General features: G+C 66.8%; 18 protein-coding genes. 14 read left to right on the top strand and 4 right to left on the bottom strand.

Going from position 1 to position 18,666, the window contains the following annotated elements; translation table 11 throughout:
* Window positions 1-22: 22 nt before the first annotated feature.
* The gene (locus G406_RS0115830; RefSeq protein WP_028934595.1) at window positions 23-634 is read right to left on the bottom strand and encodes a ribbon-helix-helix domain-containing protein; all 612 of its coding nucleotides are present in this window, start codon (window positions 632-634) and stop codon (window positions 23-25) included.
* Entirely contained in the window at window positions 631-1,611 is a 981-nt protein-coding gene (locus G406_RS47270) for a ParA family protein (RefSeq protein WP_051342172.1), read from the bottom strand. The genes G406_RS0115830 and G406_RS47270 overlap by 4 nt, the downstream gene beginning before the upstream one ends.
* A gap of 854 nt (window positions 1,612-2,465) precedes the next feature.
* On the opposite strand from G406_RS47270, the gene G406_RS56880 reads away from it, so the two are divergent.
* Entirely contained in the window at window positions 2,466-2,657 is a 192-nt protein-coding gene (locus G406_RS56880) for a hypothetical protein (protein WP_156934914.1), read from the top strand.
* A 318-nt stretch (window positions 2,658-2,975) separates the two neighbouring features.
* Complete coding sequence (locus tag G406_RS47265; RefSeq protein ID WP_156934913.1) at window positions 2,976-4,157, top strand: hypothetical protein; 1,182 nt, start codon at window positions 2,976-2,978, stop codon at window positions 4,155-4,157.
* Between the two features lie 72 nt (window positions 4,158-4,229).
* On the opposite strand, the gene G406_RS0115810 is transcribed toward G406_RS47265, so the two are convergent.
* Window positions 4,230-4,634, bottom strand: a complete 405-nt coding sequence (locus tag G406_RS0115810) for a hypothetical protein (protein WP_156934912.1) — start codon at window positions 4,632-4,634, stop codon at window positions 4,230-4,232.
* A 287-nt stretch (window positions 4,635-4,921) separates the two neighbouring features.
* Here G406_RS0115810 and G406_RS0115805 point away from each other — a divergent pair, with 287 nt between their 5' ends.
* The 12 genes from G406_RS0115805 (at window position 4,922) to G406_RS0115755 (ending at window position 17,813) form a co-directional block, all read left to right on the top strand.
* Window positions 4,922-5,254 carry a histone-like nucleoid-structuring protein Lsr2 gene (locus tag G406_RS0115805; protein ID WP_028934593.1) on the top strand — a complete coding sequence of 111 codons (333 nt, stop codon included), beginning with the start codon at window positions 4,922-4,924 and terminating at the stop codon, window positions 5,252-5,254.
* A gap of 215 nt (window positions 5,255-5,469) precedes the next feature.
* On the top strand, window positions 5,470-7,242 hold the full coding sequence (locus tag G406_RS47260; protein ID WP_051342170.1) for a DUF3556 domain-containing protein: 1,773 nt from the start codon (window positions 5,470-5,472) through the stop codon (window positions 7,240-7,242).
* Between the two features lie 35 nt (window positions 7,243-7,277).
* Window positions 7,278-7,982, top strand: a complete 705-nt coding sequence (locus tag G406_RS0115795; protein WP_037076819.1) for a response regulator — start codon at window positions 7,278-7,280, stop codon at window positions 7,980-7,982.
* 21 nt (window positions 7,983-8,003) lie between these two features.
* Complete coding sequence (locus G406_RS47255) at window positions 8,004-9,308, top strand: sensor histidine kinase (protein ID WP_051342169.1); 1,305 nt, start codon at window positions 8,004-8,006, stop codon at window positions 9,306-9,308.
* A gap of 142 nt (window positions 9,309-9,450) precedes the next feature.
* Window positions 9,451-9,684 carry a helix-turn-helix domain-containing protein gene (locus G406_RS0115785; protein WP_037076817.1) on the top strand — a complete coding sequence of 78 codons (234 nt, stop codon included), beginning with the start codon at window positions 9,451-9,453 and terminating at the stop codon, window positions 9,682-9,684.
* Between the two features lie 1,579 nt (window positions 9,685-11,263).
* The gene (locus G406_RS56875) at window positions 11,264-11,680 is read left to right on the top strand and encodes a hypothetical protein (RefSeq protein ID WP_211241166.1); all 417 of its coding nucleotides are present in this window, start codon (window positions 11,264-11,266) and stop codon (window positions 11,678-11,680) included.
* Between the two features lie 250 nt (window positions 11,681-11,930).
* The gene (locus G406_RS0115780; RefSeq protein ID WP_156934910.1) at window positions 11,931-13,034 is read left to right on the top strand and encodes a hypothetical protein; all 1,104 of its coding nucleotides are present in this window, start codon (window positions 11,931-11,933) and stop codon (window positions 13,032-13,034) included.
* Between the two features lie 26 nt (window positions 13,035-13,060).
* Entirely contained in the window at window positions 13,061-13,705 is a 645-nt protein-coding gene (locus G406_RS0115775; RefSeq protein WP_028934589.1) for a hypothetical protein, read from the top strand.
* A 133-nt stretch (window positions 13,706-13,838) separates the two neighbouring features.
* Window positions 13,839-14,774 carry a ZIP family metal transporter gene (locus tag G406_RS54070; protein WP_156934909.1) on the top strand — a complete coding sequence of 312 codons (936 nt, stop codon included), beginning with the start codon at window positions 13,839-13,841 and terminating at the stop codon, window positions 14,772-14,774.
* Complete coding sequence (locus G406_RS0115765; RefSeq protein ID WP_028934588.1) at window positions 14,771-15,715, top strand: right-handed parallel beta-helix repeat-containing protein; 945 nt, start codon at window positions 14,771-14,773, stop codon at window positions 15,713-15,715. The genes G406_RS54070 and G406_RS0115765 overlap by 4 nt, the downstream gene beginning before the upstream one ends.
* The gene (locus G406_RS47245) at window positions 15,712-17,190 is read left to right on the top strand and encodes an alpha/beta fold hydrolase (RefSeq protein ID WP_051342166.1); all 1,479 of its coding nucleotides are present in this window, start codon (window positions 15,712-15,714) and stop codon (window positions 17,188-17,190) included. The genes G406_RS0115765 and G406_RS47245 overlap by 4 nt, the downstream gene beginning before the upstream one ends.
* A gap of 263 nt (window positions 17,191-17,453) precedes the next feature.
* Window positions 17,454-17,813 (top strand): PLD nuclease N-terminal domain-containing protein, encoded by a 360-nt coding sequence (locus G406_RS0115755; RefSeq protein ID WP_028934587.1) that lies wholly within the window; start codon window positions 17,454-17,456, stop codon window positions 17,811-17,813.
* On the opposite strand, the gene G406_RS0115750 is transcribed toward G406_RS0115755, so the two are convergent.
* Window positions 17,801-18,628 (bottom strand): hypothetical protein, encoded by an 828-nt coding sequence (locus tag G406_RS0115750; RefSeq protein ID WP_028934586.1) that lies wholly within the window; start codon window positions 18,626-18,628, stop codon window positions 17,801-17,803. The two genes, G406_RS0115755 and G406_RS0115750, sit on opposite strands and share 13 nt — an antisense overlap.
* Window positions 18,629-18,666: the final 38 nt, after the last annotated feature.

Below are 18,666 nucleotides of genomic sequence, written 5' to 3'. Positions count from 1 at the left end.
CCACAAGGTGCGGGGTGTTCCCCTACCTGCGGTTTTTGGTGAGCAGGTGTGCCTCGATCGCGGCCGCGATGAGTTCGCTGCGCGATTCGGCGCCCATCTCGGCCATCAGTTCGTCCAGCACCGCGAGTTCGTCGGCGGTGGCCTGGATCGACCACAGGACCCGGCGGGACTGCACCTTCGCCTTGCGTCGTGGGGTGCGTCTCGGCGGGAACAGGCTGTTCTCCGCGCGCTCTGTGGTGCGCTGGGCTCGCAGCAGTTCCTGCAGGTCGGTGAAGGTCGCGTCGATCGCGTCGAACGCCACCTCGGCGTTGGTGACACCGTCGCGGTCCCGGCGCTGCCGCGCCGCCAGCTTCGCTTCCGGCAGGACGTAGACCGTCACCTGGTAGCTCTGGCTCTGCGCGATCGCGGCGGGTGCGGGCCGCAGCCGCCGACCGGCGCCCGCGCCTCGGGACGGTGGCGGCGTCTTCGGTCGGGTCGGCGCCTTCTCGGCAGGTTCGACCTGGATGGTCGCCGCGGGGCGCTCGCCGGAGCGTGCCGTCGGCGTCTCCGGCCGGGGGCGGGGCGGCAGCAGCCCGTCCAGGCCGGCGCGGGACGCGGCGGAGGCTCCGAAAGCGCTCGACAGATCGCCGGTCACGAGGCATTCCTGCGCTGGGTACCGGCCGGTTCGGCCGCCGATTCCTCCATGCTGCGCAACACGGTGAGGACCTCGAACGCCAGCTCCCGGTAGTCCGAAGCCACGCTCGCCGCGGTCATCGAGACGCCCGCCTTCGCCCTGGCGCCCCGGCGCAGGAGCTCCCACCAGGCAGGCTGCGACATCGCCTCCACTTCCAGCTCGTGGGCGAGCTTGCCGAGCCGACGCGCGTCCTGCGCGGTGCGTTCGGCGTGCCGGACCATCGTGGTGAACAGCGGGCTGTTCCCGCCGAACGCCTTGGTGATCGAATCGCGGGCCTCGGTGTGGATGGCGGTGGACTTCGTCCCGGTACCGAACAGCACCGCTCCGAGCAGCCCCAGCAGCGGATTGATCTCTTTCGCCTTGGCGAACCGTTCCGCGACCAGGCGCATCCCGACCAGGCCGCCGAGGTCGGTCTTGGTCGGCATGATGACCCATCGGGCGGCGGCCAGCGCGAGGTCGGTGAGGATGAAGTTCTCCGGCGGGCAGTCGATCAGCACGACGTCGTAGTGCTGGGCGACCGGCACCAGCACGTCGGCGAGCGCCAGGAACGGGCTTGGTTCGTTCGAGCCGACGCCCGCACCCATGGTTTTGGAGACCATCAGCGGGGTGAGCGCTTCGAGCCGGGTGCCGCCGCAGACGACGTCGAGGTTCGGGCGGACCCCGCTTGCCACCGGAAGTTGATGTTTGCCGTCCAGCACGATCGCGGAGATCAGCCCGTCGCCCTGGTCGTCGACCGGGCTCTCCCGGATGCCGAGATCATCCGCTAGGTTCGCCTGGCGATTCAGGTCGACCAGCAGCACCCGGTAGTTGGCCGCCGCGAGCTGGCCACCGAGGTTCGCCACGATCGACGTCTTGCCGACGCCGCCTTTGTCATTGGTCACCGCAATGACGCGCCCGAGCGCGGTTTCCCGGTCGAGTGCGCTGGCATGCCTGCCCATCCGCAACTCCTCAATCATCGAGACGGGTCGGTCCGCGCGCGAGCAGCGTTATTCGCACTCGACATATACGACTACGGCAGAGCCGACCGGGGCAGCGTCCCTCATTGACCGGATATTGGCAATCCTCATGGCAGGGTGCCACCATCACTCGCGGTACTCCGATTGTTCGTCACCATGAACGGCTCCTCTGGCAGATACCGCAACTGGTGTGCGCTGACCTATTCGCCCTCGAAACGGCGCGCTGTCGCTCACTGAGGATGACAAACATGAACACGTACCCGTGCCATCGATCGGTCTATCGATCGGTCTATCGGTGATTATCGTATCTGACCTGCAATAACTGTGTTTCCAAATCGGCGGAACACGGCCTCGATCTGCATCGTGGAGTGGTCTCCCAGAGGCGGTGAGCCTCGCTTTCAACGCCGGCTTCGGGCACTCAGAAGGGCACCACCGGCCGGAGCGTGGCGCCGGACTGCACCTGTCCGCGATCTACTCAGCGGTAGCTTCTTCTGGTCCGCAGCCGGCGCCGGGTTCACGTCAGATGGCCACGCGCGGATAAATGAAGGTGAAGCCGGTGACCGCCGCCGACGGCCGTCACCGGTCTCGGGCGGGCGGCTGACCAGGTTGTCGTCGGCGTGGACAGAGCCAGAATCCTACATCTTTCAACCAACTTTATGGTTACTTTAACCAACAGTGCTAATGGTCGAACATGCCTTCTTCAAAAAATTCCTATTGCCCCATGGATGTTTCTCTGGTTGGTGCCCTGCCTCGCGTTCCAGTGCAGTAGAAAGTGACTCATGAACCCTGCCTGCTCACGTGGGAAGCGTGGTCCGAAGCCGCTCGACCCGACCCGAGTGGCGACCACGGTGACGCTCCCGGCCGCTGTCAAGGAGCATGCCTATGCGCTCGCCAAGAGAGACGGCGTTTCGATGACGAACATCATCGAACGAGTGCTCTGTGCGGCGTTCGGCATGCCGGTGCCGTCGTACTGCTTGCCCAAGCCGAATAGCGGCCAGCGAGAACTGCCGTTGGCGAAGGCCTCGTAGCGCACGACGAGACGGCCCCACGGGGCCGCCTCGTCTGATTCGCACCGACTCGGGTTGCCGCCCGAGCGCGGTGCTGATGGCACCGGTTACCAGCCGGGCCGATACCTCTTCCACTACCCGGAAGGAGGCGCGCCACCGGAAGGTGGCGAGTAACGCATGCCCATGGTACCGCCAACGGGCGCCTTGACGCGAGCAGCGACTTTCACTCCGTCCGTCCCGTTTTCCGCAAATCACCATTCCCCCGGCGATCCCGACTTGACGAACCTCGCCGGTTGGTGCCTCCGCTGCTATGCGGCAGGCCAATTCGTCCTGGCGGCGGTGCAGCCATCCGGCACGGTCTGCCGCATCCACGCCGCCGAGAGCCCAGGACCTCAGGCGGACCTGGACCGCGGCGGGGCCGGACCAGGTCCGCGCGGCCGAGCCGATGCCGCCACGGGAACTCGGCGCCGGGAGGCCGCCCGACGCAGGGGCAGGCGGCGCGCCGCCGCGCGCATCGAGGCAGGCCACTACCGGCCGAGCCCGCGACTGGAGCACTCCCTGCCCGTCATCGGCCGGCTCCGTGACCAGGCGACGGCGTTGAGAGTCGTCGAGTTGCTGGTCAAGGCTCAATGCTGGCGATCAGACCGCCGCGCGGCGTGGTCGACGATCCTGCGACACCTGGTGCACTGCATGGACTGGGCACGCGGAACCGGACTGGTGACCGCAGTCACCGCGCGGCGACTCGGCGACGCGGGCAGTCGCTCACCGCGCACGGTGTCGAGGGTCATCGCTTGGGCGGTGGAGGTCGGTCTGATCGTCGTCGCGGAGAAGGGCGCCTCGGCGACGTTCCTCGGTTCCAGCACAGGCCGTACCCCCACCTATGCCTTCTACCTACCGACCGAGCTGGAACTTCCGCCGGTTGCCGGGCTGGCCCACCCCGCGCAACCGGCTCCCTGCCATGATCCGGCCACCTCTGCCGAAGAACTTGGCGACCTCCCTACTGGGCAGCGCCTGGTCAAGCCCTTGACCAGGTGCCGCCCGGCGCGGGTGGCGTCCACACCTTGGCCGCTGTTCGGCGTGCCCCGGTGTGCGGCTGATCGTGGCCGAGCGACACTCCGTCTACTCGAACGGCTCGGCCTCGTCGGATCGAGCGGGGTGGTCCTCTGGCGGGCCAAGGCCATGCTCGCGGGCTGGTGGAATGCCGGCGCCTGTCCGGCGGGACTGCTGCACGCCGTCGATCACCATCCGGACCAGCCGGATCGGCACCGCGGCGACGCGTTTCGGGGCGCCCGCAACCCGCTGCGCGTGCTGGCCCACCGGCTCGAACCGTGGGCGGGGCGCCTCGCGGAGCTGCCCGCCCCCGTACGGGGCGTACCCGGCGACTACCTGATCGCCCGAGGTCACGCAGACTCGCGATCGGCCGTTGAGCCGCGCGCCTCGTGGACACAGTCGAGCAGTCCTTCGCTCCGGGCGACGCTGCGTGCCCGGTTCGCCGAGACCCGGAATACGAGCCCCGGCTGATGGCGGATGATCCTGAGTGGAGCCGAGCAGCAGCCTAGCGAGAGGTCCGGGCCCCCGCGGCTGGATACCTCGTCACCCGACGCCGGGGAACCTCCACAGTTCCTCGGCCGTGCCGGGCTCCCCGCCGTCCCAGCAGCAGGACACCACGAAGAACGGCCCGGTCCGATGAGGGACGCCCCGCGCGGTCAGCTCCTTGGTCCACTCCTCTCTGCCCGCGACGCCGGCCACCGTCCGGATGGTGAACGTCCGCTCGCCCAGCGGACCTCTCTGACAGGTGAAATCCCAATAGTCCTTGCCGGCGTCGTAGTCCTCGAAGCCTGCGCAATCGGCCTGGTCCGCCACCAGCTGCGCGAGCGCACGGCCGGTTCGTACGTCTTGAGGTCTGCTCTGCACCGAGACATCGGCCGAACAGGCGCCGATTCCGAGCATCAGCGTAATCGTCACCACCGCCGTCATGCCCGTGACAAGAGACCGCATGGTGCATCACCTTTCACAGTTGACTCCCCGGTACGACATGTGTCTCAATATCCGGCGGTCGGTTCGACCAGGCACAGGCCAGACTACTACTCGACTGAATATACGACTCGAACTGAATCAGCAGAGTGAACAACGAGGCGCACAGCCCGGCCGGAAACGCGGGTCATTGGTTTCGCTAATCGACCGTGGATCGTATAGTCTGCAGCCGGAATCGATCGCTCGACTGATCTGGGTGCTCGTGCCAATCGGTGTTTCTCAGGTTTCTGGTGGTGGAGGTGTGTTACACAATGGCGCAACGAGTCATGGTTTCCCTCGTTGATGACCTGGACGGCGGACGTGCCGATCGCACAGTCCAGTTCGCGCTGGACGGCAAGAGCTATGAGATCGACCTATCCGACGAGAACGCCGCCAAACTAGGTGAAGCGCTGGCCAGGTATCTGGCGGTCGCCAGGCGGCCCTACAGCGGGCACGGCGCCGACCGAGGCTCGACCACGATCACTGCCGTGGAGCGTGAGCAGAACCGAGCGATCCGAGACTGGGCCCGCAGACGAGGCATGAATATCTCCGCACGTGGACGTATTCCGTCCGGTGTGAGCATGGCCTACCACCGAGACCGCTGACCAACAGCGCTCGCCCCTTCTTCGCCCAGGAGTCAATACCCCGACAGGTGCCTGAACAAAATAACTCCGTGCAGTTTCCTCCTCATCTGTCCTGTTGGTACAAATGAACCACCCAATTCAGTTCCGCGTGTCCTCGTCGAGGAGCTGGGTGGAGGCCTAGTATTCCTGCGCCGTGACAGTTGCCGCTGCCAACGGAAAAGTCAGGGGGCCGATCGATGGGGTTCTTCTCCACGCCGCTTCCACCCTGTGACCTTCATTTCTGGCACTGGCGGCGGCGCTCCGAGCGGCTCGAGCCACTCTGCAAGCACTGGGCCGAGCACGGTCCCGGCATGCCCATCGCCTTCCTTGTGCTGTACGCACTCAAGATCGTCGGGTTCGTCGCGGGCGGTCTGGTGTTCGTCCGGTTGAGCTTCGACACCGCTGCCCTGGCCTCGATCGGCGACTGGTGGACCCAGCCCTCGGTCTTCCAGAAGGTGATCGTCTGGGCGCTGCTGTTCGAGATCCTCGGGCTCGGTAGTGGATTCGGCCCCACGTCGCTGCCCTTCCTGCCGCCGCTGGGTGGGCCGCTGTATTGGCTGCGGCCGGGCACGATCAGGCTTCCGCCATGGCCGGGCCGGGTGCCGTTCACCAGAGGGAGCACCCGGACGCTGGTCGACGTACTGCTCTACCTGGCGGTCCTGCTCGCCGCGGGATGGCTGTTGTGCTCGTCGGCCACCGAGACGGGCGCTCTGGACCCGGCGCGGGTCGGTCCGCTGGCGGTGCTCCTACCGCTGCTCGGACTGCGGGACAAGACCGCCTTCCTGGCCGCCCGCCCCGAGCACTACGGGCTCACCCTGCTGACCTTTCTGCTCCCGCCGACCGACATGATGATCGCGGCACAGTTGCTACTGGTGGTGATGTGGTGGGCCGCCGCGACCTCGAAACTGAGCCGGGCGTTCCCGTTCACCGTCTCGACCTTGCTCAGCAATGCTCCCGTCGTTCCGCGCGCGCTGAGCCGACGGCTGTTCCGCTCATTCCCCGAGGACATGCGCCCGTCGCGGTGGGCCGGTCTCGTCGCCTGGATCGCCAGGATGATCGAGTTCGGCGCGCCGCTGTCGCTGGTGTCCGGCAACCACACGGCTCTCCTGGCCGGGGTCGTCGTGCTGGTCGGCTATCATCTGACCGCGATGGCGCTGATGCCGTTCGGGGCGCCGCTGGAATGGAATCTGGTCATCGTGTTCTCGGTGCTACACCTGTTCTGGGGACATCCTCGGCTCGACCTGGGCAGCGCCGAACAGCCGCTGCTGATCGCGCTGCTGACCATTCCGCTGGTCGTCCTCTTCGGCTGGGGAAACGTGCGCCCTGATCAGGTCTCCTACCTGGCCGCGATGCGCTACTACGCCGGCAACTGGCCGGTTTCGATGTGGGCGCTGCGACCGTCCGCCATCGAGAAGATCGACACGTTCGTGGCCAAACCGACCACCATGCCACATCAACAGCTGCGCCGGCTATACGGTGAACAAATAGCTGAAGTCTTCTCGCACAAGGTGTATACCTTCCGTGCGATGCATCACCATGGCAGGGGAGCCTTCGGGTTGCTGCCGAGAGCCGTCGGTCCGACGCATGAGGATGCGATCGTGATCGACGGAGAACTGATGGCAGGCACGATGCTCGGCTGGAACTTCGGCGACGCGCATCTTGCGGGTGAGCAGTTGGTCGCCGCATTACAAGAACGGTGTGGATTCACCACGGGCGAGGTTCGGGTGGTGGTGCTGGAATCACATCCGATGGGTTCCGCACGCCAGGACTATCGTTTGGTCGATGCTGCGGAAGGGGTATTCGAGCGCGGCTTCATTTCGGTCGATGACATGGTCAACCGACAGCCGTGGGAGATTGAGGATCTACCCACATGGGTGCTCTCTCGGTCGTCCTCGATAAAGATGGACGAGAGTTCGACGTGTCCTGTCCCGCCTGCTGAGAATCTACTCACAAAGCTCGACCATGAATAATCCGGGTCAGCACTCGCGGACAGATTCCTCACGTTATGCTGTGCCATGTGCCACATATTCTGGTGATCGAAGACGACCCCGAACTTCGCCGACGAGTGCTCCGTTTCCTGACGGACGCAGATTTCGCCACCTCGTCCGCTTCCAGTGGTATGGACGGACTGAAGGCCGCTGTCGAGACGCGTCCCGATCTTGTTGTCCTGGACCTGGGACTACCCGATGTCACCGGCCGTGAGGTGTTGCGCATGATTCGCGCGATCAGCCATGTACCGATCATCGTGGCGACCGGAGCCGACGACGAGGGCAGCGTCATCTCGTTGCTCGACGCGGGTGCGGATGACTATCTGGTCAAACCCTACGGTTCCGGGCAACTCGTGGCGCGAATAAACGCTGTACTGCGCCGCGGCCATGAGATCAGCAGACAGGCAAGCGAGCCCAAGATTGTCATCGATCGATTAGAGCTGGACTTCTCGCGGCGCACGGCGCAGCTCGACGGCAAGGTCCTCACGCTGACCCCCAAGGAGTTCGAGCTGCTCTACTACCTCGCGCGGCGGGTCGGAGAAGTCGTCACCAAACGCCAGCTGCTCACCGAGGTGTGGCGGCTGCCCTACAGCCACGCTGACAAGACGGTCGACGTCCACATCTCCTGGTTGCGCCGCAAGCTGGGGGAGAGCGCTCAAACCCCTCGGTACCTGCACACGATTCGCGGGATCGGTCTGCGACTGGTCGACCCCGGCGCCTGAACCGTCATGTATAAGAACTTGATGCTCGCCGTCGTGGCGGCGATGTGTCTGGTCCTGGTCAGCTTCGTCACCCCGCTGATCATCCTGGTGCACCGGGACGCCGAGCGTGAGGCCATGGCCACCGCCACCGAGCGGGCTGCCGCCGTCGCGGCGCTGGCCTGGTCCCTGACCCCCCGATCACTGCCCGCCGAAGCGGTGAGCGGCTACGCGACGACGGTGTTCCGCTCCGACGGGCAGGTTCTCGGGTTCCCCGCCCCGCGTCCGGCGGCGTTGGCCGAGGCCAGCAGACACTGCCTGCTCCAGCTCGACGCGATGGACGACGGATTCGAGGTTCTGCTTCCGGTCGCGGGCCAGACCGGATGCCAGACCGTGGTCCGAGTGTTCGCCGACGAGGGCGCGTTGGCGGGCCAGTCCGGGAAGATCACCCTGCTGGTGGTGACGCTGGCCATGGCGTTCCTGCTCATGGGACTGCTCCTCGCCGAGCGGCTGGCGCGCAGACTGCTGTACTCGCTGAAGGACCTCACCTCGTCGGCGGAGACGATGGCGGCCGGCGATCTGAGCGCCAGGGCGAAGATGGACGGATCCACCGAGGTGCGCCGTGCCGCCGAGCGACTCAACCTGCTCGCCGTGCGGGTCGAGCAGATGCTCGACAAGCAGGCCCAGCACGTCGCCGATCTGGTTCATCGGGTTCGCACCCCACTGACCTCATTGCGGCTGGACATCGACAGCGTGCCGGATCCGGACATCGCGGAGCGGCTCGGCGAGGACCATGACGCGGTGAGCAGGGTGCTCAATGAAGTGATCCGCGCGGCGCGCAGGACGACCGCCGACGGTACGAGCCCCGAGTCGGACCTGGTCGCGGTGGTTGCGGAGCGTGCCGAGTTCTGGACCCCGCTCGCCGAGGAGACCGGCCGGATCATCGTCCGCGACCTGTGCCCGGGACCGGTGCGGGTACGAGCCGGTCAGGCCGCTCTGGCGGCGGCGCTCGATGCGTTGCTCGGCAACATCTTCGCGCATACCCCGCCTGGGGTATCGGTGCGGCTCACGGTCCGTACCCGAGGGCCGGACGGCGTTCTGATCGTGGATGACGCGGGGCCGGGGTTCAAGGACGAGGGCCTGATCCAGCGAGGCCGATCTCAAGGGGCGTCTACCGGTCTCGGCCTGGACATCGTGCGGCAGACGGCCGACGACTCGGGTGGCCGGATGCGGCTCGGGGTTCCGCCGGGCGGCGGCGCCAGGGTCGAACTGATCCTCGGTGGTGCCGCGACCGGGGGCAGTGTGGGGGGAACATCGACAATCGCAGGAACCCGCTCTCGGGCACGTTAGGATCGATTTAACCATCGGCTTAGCCGCCTTTAGTGCTATTTCACTTGTCTCTCTTCTTGATCACGGATACCGTGTGGTATCACTGGACTTCCGCTCGACTCGAGTGGAATATCCGTGATCAAGCGCAGGAAGGCTAATCAACATGATTCGCGATGACATCGGGAATAGGGTCGCGATCGAGGATTCTAGGGATTCGCTCCTCACGGTGGCTGAGATAGCCACCGCGCTGCGCCTGTCGAAGATGACAGTATATCGGATGATTCACAGCGGTGAGTTGCGCGCGATACTGGTCCGCGGCTCCTATCGGGTGCGGGAGAGCTCACTGCGAGAAATCCTCGATTCAGTGACACCGATGAAGGTCAACCAATACCGATGAGCGCTGGAGTTTGTTGAGGCGCTCGCGTTGCCGCATGTTCGTCGGTATTATGCCGCACCCTCGGTGACACCGAATTCTCCTGGTGCGGGCGGCGGCCAGATATCGGATCCCAGGGCGGCGGCTGTTGGCGAGTCCGCTGCGAAGCTGATTGATCTGGTCCAGCTGGGATCACCGACCTCCGGCCGAGACTCCGAACCACTGGCGGGCCAGATCGTTCGCAACCTTGTTGGCTGACTGGGCACCCGAGGCGCCCGCAGACGCACCTTTGGATGAGTGTGCTGATCCGGCGGAATGATCCTTCTTCTCGGGGTGCGCCACCCGCGCCGGTTCAGCTGCGGCCTGGGTGGTGGGAATCGGTGGTGGCGTGGGCGCCACCGCTGACGGAATGGGCCCAGTGGAATCGATGATCAGAGGCGGAGAGTCGTCCGCGCCGCTAACCAGGAAAATCAGGACGAGTGCCACTATGAAGAGCGCTGACAAGCCGATGAGAGCCGCGGGCTTATTTCGGTCCAGGGCCGACTCGGATGCCGCTGCATGCCGAGATGGGATAACGGTGGACCGCAGTCTCTGCTTCACGGTCGCCACCGTTGAGCGCGCCGAGGTCAACTTCTCGTGGACGAACGTCGCGAGATGAAATGGGTGAGCATTTGACTTGTCGCGAGGCCGCCTGGAGGCGGCGGCGAGGGCGTCTTCGGCTTCTTCCTTCAGCAGCTGCTGTATCGGGATGGCGCAGGACGCGCGTCGCCCACGACGTGCTTCAGGCGAAACCGGCGCCCTTTGCTCTGTCGGCATACTGAAACACTATAGAGGGTGCGGATTCAGTGTCCAGGCCGGTGTCGTGGAAACCCCGGGTAATGGGATTCGCCTGAAGTGAAAATAATTGACAATTATAAATGTCGATGAGTTACCGTTGAGTACGGTTTCGTTGCGAAGTTTCAGACCTTCGATCCCCCGCTCGCTACTGGCACGGACCCGAATCCGACCTGTCGACCGATCGTGGGCGATGAACCCGAAGCACGGGGGATTAGGAGCTTGTTAGCCCGCCGTTAGTCGGACTGATGGTGGAGTTCTGGTGCCGGCACGGGTGACCTGACTCGCCGGCTCCTGACCTGGTCTTTTGTCACTGCGGGGATGGTTCCGGACAGAGAGGGCGTACACGACGATGAGCTTGTCCAGCTCCGACCTGGACCGCCGCCACCGCGCGGATCGGCCAGAAGCCTGGGAAACCCCTGTCTGGCTGCTGACCGACAGTCCGGACAGTGCAGTGACCGCTGACGCCGCGCCCACTCGCGCTCCCCGGCCAGCCGAGCGGCAATGGCGCACGATTCCCAGGATCACACCGGAGCCCAGCCGGATCACGGTCCCGGCCGACGAACCGCTCGAGCGCGCCGACGACGGCTCACACTACGGTCGACACCGAGGACCGGAGTCTGCTCGGACCGAGCCGTCCGGTCCGACACCGACGGCGGTTCCCAGTCGACTCCTAGCCGACCGGTTCGAACAGCTGCGCGCCACGGCAGGCCGAAGCGTAGCCGCGATGTCCAGAGCCGACTTCTGGAGTCGGCGAGTATGGGTTCTCGTGGCCATCGGTGCGCTACTGGGCCTGGTCGGGCTATTCGTCGGACTGCTGGGCAGCGCTTCGCAGCCGGCGCAGGCACCGATCCAGGTGACAGGCTCACCGAGCCTGCCCCCCGCCGCGCCACTGCCTGCCCTGTCGTCGCCCGCTCCGTCACCCTCGGTGGTGGCGCCGAAGGCTGATGCCGTCGCGCCTGACACCACAGTTCGGCAAGACCGTCCCGCGCTGGAAGCGAAACCCGAAGCGGAGACGGAACCGGAACCGGAAGTGAAGCCGAGGACTGTGGAACGCCGTACCCAGCGTAGCGACACGACACCCAGCCGGGGGCGTCAGGATTCGCGAGATTACGACCGCGAGCGAGAGATGGCCGAGAACTTCCTCGGCTCCCTCGGCTCGGGTGGATTCCGCAGTTCGAACTGAGCCGACGATCGGCTCGCCAAGTGTCACCGATGATGAACTGTTCGTGCCAGCGGAGAGGTACATGAGTCAAGGTTCAACTAGTCCGTGCGGACTGCCCGGTTGCGAGACGCCCGTCGAGCAGCTGACCGGCGAGCCCCCACGGAAGTACTGTCGGCCGGCCCATCGGACGGAGGCCAGGAAGGCCCGCCTGGCTGTCCGGGTGGCGTCCGACGCCCTCACAGTGCCGTTCGCTCAGGTGCCGCATGCGGAGGTGTCGTATCCCGAAGCGCGGTATGCCGAGGCCGGTACGTGGTCGTCGGCAGCGGGTGGTGTCGCGGTACTGGTGAAACCGAGATCCTGGGAACGCATGCTGGTGGAGCAGCAGTTCGCCCCCGCAGCCGGGCTCGACCTGCACCACCGCCCCGAAGCGGATCCGAGCTACGAGGGTCGCTACGGGGTGGCGGTACTGCCGTCTCCCAGCGAATCGGTGTGGGCGAAACGTCTGGTCCAAGATCTGGATCCGACGTGCCCGGACCTGCAGCGGATCGTCGAGAGCCAGCGTGGCCGGACCGCGCGTCACACTCGGCGCACCGATCAGCGACGACGGCGGATGCTGGCCGCGCTCAGCGCCGCGGGCATCGTGGCCGGTGCCAGTGTCGGCGGATGGCTGACCGAGCGCGGCACGGAGACCTACCAGGCAGCTCCACACAACTCGACGCGCCCCGGCATCGTGACCGACGGCGACTGGGTGAACCGGGCGAAGGTCACGTTGAGCTCGTTGGATGGTCAGCTAGCACGGATCGCCAACGCGCAGCGGGCCTGGGAGCAGTTGCCCGCGTCGCGGCGCCAGGGTGACCCGCCGTCCGAGGTGCGGGAGATGCTACGGCGCAAATCAGAGCTGGAGCAGCAGCGTTCGGCCGTCGTCTCGGCATTGAGCAGCCAGGCGGCCGCAGGGGGCGGCGCACCCGTTCCACTCCCGGATGCCGGTGACCGGACCACGACGGTGACCGATCCGGTGCTGAACCTCGTCCGGCACACCCCGGTGGGCAAGGCCGCCCGGAAGAAGGCGGTGCGTTCCGGCGCCCGCCGCTCGGAGGGCGTCACCTCCTCGCTGGCGAATGTCACCCGCCCGCTCGGACGGGTGACCGACGGGCTCGGCCTCGGCGGATCGTCGCACGGCGCGACTCGGCGTCATCGACACACCGAAGCGCTCGATGACCTGGCCGGGGATCCGACGAGGATCGCGGAGTGGGCCAAGCGGGAGGTCGCCTCGATCGAGCGTGCCCTCGACGTGTCCCGAGGACATTCCTCCCGGCGGCACCGGGCCGACCTCGACCAGCTCCGTGGCGCCGCCGCGTTCGCGGACTTCCTCTGACGACCGAGCGGGGCGGTGACGGGCGGATGACGACGATGACGCAGGAGACCGGAGAGGTGCTCGCCGAGACCAGTTGGAACAACCTGGTCGAGGCGATTCGAAACGCACACACCCGACTGTTGTCGACTGGGCGACCGATCCCGATCCGACTGTTCGCATTCGCCGAAGGCGTCCTGCTCGGACACATCTCACCGGGCCGTCCGGCGCGCGCGAGCAGCGATGTCTTCGCACCGAGCACGGCGCTCGTCCGTTTCGCCTCGGTGGTCGGCGCCGATGAACTGGTCGTGACCTGGGAGGGCCCGTCCTGGACCAGCGCCGACGAACAGACCCTCGGCTATCCGGCATCCGACGATGGCCTCGGGCGCTATCCGGATCGGCGGATCGGGCAACTCAACATCGTGCGTGCCCGGCCGGGTAGCTGGCGGCTGCACCGTTACCGGTATGCGCTGGAAGTGCTGCCCGAACTGTCGGAATGCGCCACCTTCCGCTACACCCCGATCTGGTCGGCCGACACAGTTCCGGTGGACGATGCGCCGCTTGTCCCGCACATTGCGGCACTGGTCGAGGTCGGGTACCGGCCGTGCCAGGGAGGTCCCCAACCGGAACGGGTCGCCAGGGTGACGGCGGAGTTGATGGCCGAGGGATACCGCCTCCACCTCGTCAAACGCTGAGCCGGGTGGCTCGCTTCGCCGGGTGAACTGGTATCGAGAACCGTGGAAAGAACTGTCGCGGTTATGTCTTATTTAGGTCATTCTTAATGGGTGGAGGGTTAGCCTCCCGGCGCTGATTATCCGTCATATCGAGATGAATCGAACGGCTCTCGCCGATATCGAGGAATCTCGCGGTCGTGAGGCGTTGTCGATGGACGAGTTGTGGACCATGCTGTCCGGATCCGCTGTCGCGGTCAGCGGAATTCTGGGACTGGTGCTGGGGTGGCGCCGCCGGGCCGCCGACGTGCTGCCGAGCGCGGTGGTCGTGGGTGTGTTGGCCGCGGTGTTCTGGTGCGCTCTCACCGAGGCGTTCATCCCGGTACACGCGGCGCTCGAGCACGCCATCGATGGCCTGGCCGGGTATCGCCCCTCGGGGTGGCTCGCCTGCGGACTGGCCGGTGGATTCCTGGTCGGGCTCGCGGTCACGGCAGGCTATGAGACCTGGTCGCGGGGCGCCGGGGCCTCCCGTAAGGAGGAGCTCACCAGAGGTGAAGCCGCGCACTGGTCGGTGGGGACGGACCGGTCCGGTGGTGCCAGACACGCACTGTGGTCACCCCGGCGATCGATGCTGGTACTGGCCACCGGGACTGGGCTGTGCGGACTGGGCGCCGGTCTGGCCATCGGCAGTGTCGCGGTGAGCGGCGAGACCGGGCTGGCGATCCTGCTGACCGCCGCGTTCGTACTGCACACCGGTACCGAGGCGTTCGCCGTGACGGCACCGTTGACCGCGTCCGGTCGCCGTCGCTGGGGGCTGCTGGGTTCGATGGGGGTGATCGGCGGGGCACCGGCCGTGCTCGGCACCTTCCTCGGACGACGGTTCACCAACGACACCGACGATGTGCTCGCGCAGAGCATCGGCGTGGCGGTGCTGGCGCTCGCCGTCGGGATCATGCTGCATCTGCTGATCCGCAGGGTCGGTGTGCTCATCGCGCGCGGCAGACCCGGGTTGGTCTACACCGGCATCGGCGCCGGTTTCGTCGTCGCGCTCGTGGGGGATCTGGCGCTGATGGTCGCGGTGGGCACCGCGTGAACCGCCCGGCAATGGCGGTCCTCGCGCTGGTGGGGGTGGTCCTACTAGCTGGTTGCGGCGCGGCGAGGTATCCCGACCCGGTATCGGTGACGGCCGCCGACGGACGCGGGGCGATTCGGCCGCTGCCCACGCCGCAGGCCTGCACCAGCATCGCGACCGACGCCGACGCCATGACCGCCGCACTGGCCAAGGCCGCGCCGGGGGATCGGATCTGTGTGCTCGGCGGTATCGGTCGGCGCCTGGTGCTGCGCAGATCCGGAACGGCGGCGGCTCCGATCTCGGTGCTCGGCGACGGGCACACCTCGGTCAAGGGAATCACCGTGCTGGCCAGTCACATCACGGTCTCCGGGATCAACGCGATCCGCCCATGGGCGCCCGGCATCTCGTTGACCGGCAACGACATCACACTGGAGAACAGCACCTCGATCAGCCCGCGTGGTGAGGACGGCGACGGCATCCGGTTCTTCGGGGATGACATCACCATCCGGCACAACACCATCCGGGACGTGCGCAATCTGCACTTCGCGCACGCCGACTGCATGCAAACCTTCGCCACCGACCCGGCCCACCCGGCCAGCCGGCATGTGGTGATCGAGCACAACCGGTGTGAGCGGATCGCCAACCAGTGCCTGATCGCGGAAGGACCGCACAGCTCGGCCGGCGACGGCTCAGGGATAGGTGTGTCAGCGGACATCCGATTCGCCGATAATTACTGCGAGACACACGCCTACCAGGACACCGAGGTCGACGACGTCCAACACGTCACCATCGTCGGCAACGAGGTCCGAGGCCGCAAACCCAAGGCGTTCTCCTTCCAGAACCACTCCACCGGCGCGGTCGTCGCGGACAACGTCGTCGCTCCGGAGATCGATCACGAGGTGGGGATGGACGGCTCCTCCCAGTACGACTACGACGTCCCGATCATCGGGGGCAAGCCGTGAACCGGAGCCAGGGTGTGGTCGGGCTGGTTCTGGCGCTGCTGGTGGCGGTCGGCCTCAGCGCTGCAGGCTGTGCGGACGACCCGGATCGGCCGCTGCCGGCACCCGAACCAATACTCACCGGCAGCCACCCGTGTACTCCGGGCGAGCTGGGGTCGAGCGACCCGGGGCCGGTGGCGAAGCCCGGTGGCGTGACGTTCAGCTGTGCGCGGCTGACCGTGCCGCTGGATCATCCGGGGCTGCGCGCGCAGCCGCGACACTCCGGTGAGCTGGCGCTGCCGGTCGCGGTGAGCGACAACGTGGGCGCACCGCGCGGGGTTCTGATCCGGCTGACCGGCGGTCCCGGCCAACCGGGTTTGGCACAGGCCGCCGACATCACCGCCACCGAGCTCGCCCCCGAGGTGACCCGCGACTACCGGCTGGTGTTCATCGACCAGCGCGGCACCGGCGTCGGCGCGCTGCGCTGTCCGGAACTGCAGCTCACGTCTGGCGCGAACGATCTGGACCCGCCGAAGGAAGGTGCGGTGCAGGCGTGCGGACAGCGGCTGGGCGGAGTCCGGCGTTTCTACAGCACCGCCGACACCGTCGCCGACCTCGAGGCGCTGCGCCAGGCGCTGCGGGTGCCCAAGCTGAGCGTCGACGGCGTCTCCTACGGGACCTTCGTCGCCGCCCGATACGCGATCACCCATCCCGACCGGGTGGCCCGCCTGGTACTGGATTCGGTCGTGCCGCACGACGGCCCGGAGGCGCTGGAGACGGTGGTACTCGGCGGCACCGCGCGAGTCCTGAACCTGGTGTGTGAACGGACCGCATGTGGCACCGACCCGGTGGCGGATCTGGCCAAGGTAGTGCGCACACGACATGACGGCCCGGAACTCCTCGCCACCATCACCGTGCTGACCAGCGGAAAGCCGGATCTGAACGCGGTGCCTGCCGCACTGCACCGCGCGGCGGCAGGCGACTACGCGGCGCTCGACGCGATCATCGACACGGTACGGCGAAACCAGGCGGTCCGGCCGGAGCAGCTCAGCCTGGGGCTGCACGCGAGCACGCTGTGCCAGGACATGCACGGCCCGTGGGGGGACGCCTCGACCCCGGTCGCGGGCCGGGCCGAGGCGATTCACACCGCGGTGGACGCACTGCCCGATGACGCTTTCCTGCCGTATGACCGGGCTGCGGCCGCCGACAACGGGCGGATGGTGACCTGCCGGCTCTGGCCGAACACTCCCGTCCTGTCCTACCCGGCGGGCATCGTGCTCCCCGCCGGTACCCACAACCTGCCCGCCGTTCCGGTGCTGCTGCTGGCCGGGGACCACGACCTGCTGACCCCGATGGAGTGGGCACAGCGGGAGGCGTCCCGCGCACCGGCTGGACGTCTGGTGGTCATCCCGGGGGCAGGCCACGTCACCCAACGGGCCGCGAACGGCCCACTGGCCCGCGCCGAGGTCGCGCGGTTCCTCACCGAACCCGGAGGGTGATGCGACCATGGAATGGGCTGATTTCGCGCTCGGCGACCCTGCGACACCGCGCACCTAACGTCGACACCGCGCAGTGTGCACACCGCGCGGTGTGAACCTACGGTGCGCGGTGTCGAACACGAAGCCGTACTGCGCAATGGATTATGTCTGCGCTAAGCGAGTCATAAAACTTGCCGTTGATATGGCGTGAATAGTGGTTCGGCATGGTCCCGCTGCGGGACTATGTTGTCCTGAACTCGGCCGTACTATTCGAAGGAGTATCGGTGCTTTATCTGGACGGCTTCGTCGGCCTGGCGGTTTTCTGTCTCTGGCTGTACTGCCTCCTCGATGTGCTGACCACCGACGACGACGCGTGCAGGAATCTGCCGCGGCTCGTCTGGTTGATCTTCGTGGTGCTAGCGCCCTTGGCCGGGTCGATCGTCTGGCTGGTGGCGGGACGCCCCACCGGCGTCGCCCCGCCCACCAAAGCCTTGCCTTATGCGCGCCGCAGCCCTGAGTTCCCCGAGTACGACCGCCCTGGCCGGTTCTCGTCGGAGGACCCGGAGGCGGACGCTGAATTCCTGCGGCGGTGTCGGGAGCGCGCCGAACAGCAGCGACGCCAGGGACGAGGTCAGGACGGCTGAGTCCCGGAGGTCAGCTCCGCGTCCAGGGTGCGGGTGGTGGTCGTCGGGTCCGACCGGGCGCGCAGCTCGGCGTAGCTGACCAGGACCACCGCGGTGCCCACGATGTTGATCGGAATGAGAGTCAGTCCACCCAACAGCGGGCCGAGCCGGTCGACCGGCAGGTAGCTGGTGACCGCCCAGTAGAGCATGAACGCCAGATGCGCGAGCAGTAGCCGCCCGGTGGTCGCCCAGAAGCGATGGCGGATCAGGGCGAAGCATCGACCGAGCGGCCAGAACCTGCGCTCCACCACGATCACACCGACCAGCGAGGCGCCGAAGACGACGTATAGATACAGGAACACACCTACCGCCAGGTACAGCGGATCGGAGCCGCCGATGGCGGTGAGCCACACCAGCAGGAGATATCCCGAGCCCGCGACGCCCAGCCAGAAGGTCAAGGGGAGCGTCCTTCGGATCATGATCCGAACCAGCAGCCGCACACCCGAAGGCTGGCCCGCGGCGACTCGGATCATCAGGACGACTGAGGCCACCACCGCGCACGACGTGATCGCCATGTACAGCACCGAACTTGCGGCGTCGAGCACTCTGGTCGACGGACCGGTCCACGACGGGTCGAGAGACGCGGCGCGCAGCGGCTTGACTACAGCCGTGCACCCGCTGGCGAGCGCCTGCGCGATCAGCTGGACCAGCAGCAGCCGGGCGAGACCGCGACGGCTGGAATTGAGTACCCGTCGGCACCATTGGCCGAAGTCGACCGATACCAGCGGGTCCGAGGGCGGCTTCGATCCGCTATCCGGCGATGCTGGGGATGGCATTTCTCGACGATATCGAGTATTCGAATCACCGAACGGTG

The sequence above is a fragment of the Actinospineispora spinosispora DSM 44797 genome (assembly GCF_000429025.1).
Taxonomy (GTDB): domain Bacteria; phylum Actinomycetota; class Actinomycetes; order Mycobacteriales; family Pseudonocardiaceae; genus Pseudonocardia; species Pseudonocardia spinosispora.
This window is presented reverse-complemented; position numbering and strand designations above follow the sequence as displayed.

Bases quoted from the DNA above. Each gene is read 5' to 3' on its own strand.
- G406_RS47270 (WP_051342172.1), bottom strand. From the start codon at position 1,611: ATGGGCAGGCATGCCAGCGCACTCGACCGGGAAACCGCGCTCGGGCGC.
- G406_RS0115810 (WP_156934912.1), bottom strand. From the start codon at position 4,634: ATGCGGTCTCTTGTCACGGGCATGACGGCGGTGGTGACGATTACGCTG.
- G406_RS0115805 (WP_028934593.1), top strand. From the start codon at position 4,922: ATGGCGCAACGAGTCATGGTTTCCCTCGTTGATGACCTGGACGGCGGA.
- G406_RS47260 (WP_051342170.1), top strand. From the start codon at position 5,470: ATGGGGTTCTTCTCCACGCCGCTTCCACCCTGTGACCTTCATTTCTGG.
- G406_RS0115795 (WP_037076819.1), top strand. From the start codon at position 7,278: ATGCTGTGCCATGTGCCACATATTCTGGTGATCGAAGACGACCCCGAA.
- G406_RS47255 (WP_051342169.1), top strand. From the start codon at position 8,004: ATGCTCGCCGTCGTGGCGGCGATGTGTCTGGTCCTGGTCAGCTTCGTC.
- G406_RS0115785 (WP_037076817.1), top strand. From the start codon at position 9,451: ATGATTCGCGATGACATCGGGAATAGGGTCGCGATCGAGGATTCTAGG.
- G406_RS0115775 (WP_028934589.1), top strand. From the start codon at position 13,061: ATGACGACGATGACGCAGGAGACCGGAGAGGTGCTCGCCGAGACCAGT.
- G406_RS54070 (WP_156934909.1), top strand. From the start codon at position 13,839: ATGAATCGAACGGCTCTCGCCGATATCGAGGAATCTCGCGGTCGTGAG.
- G406_RS0115750 (WP_028934586.1), bottom strand. From the start codon at position 18,628: ATGCCATCCCCAGCATCGCCGGATAGCGGATCGAAGCCGCCCTCGGAC.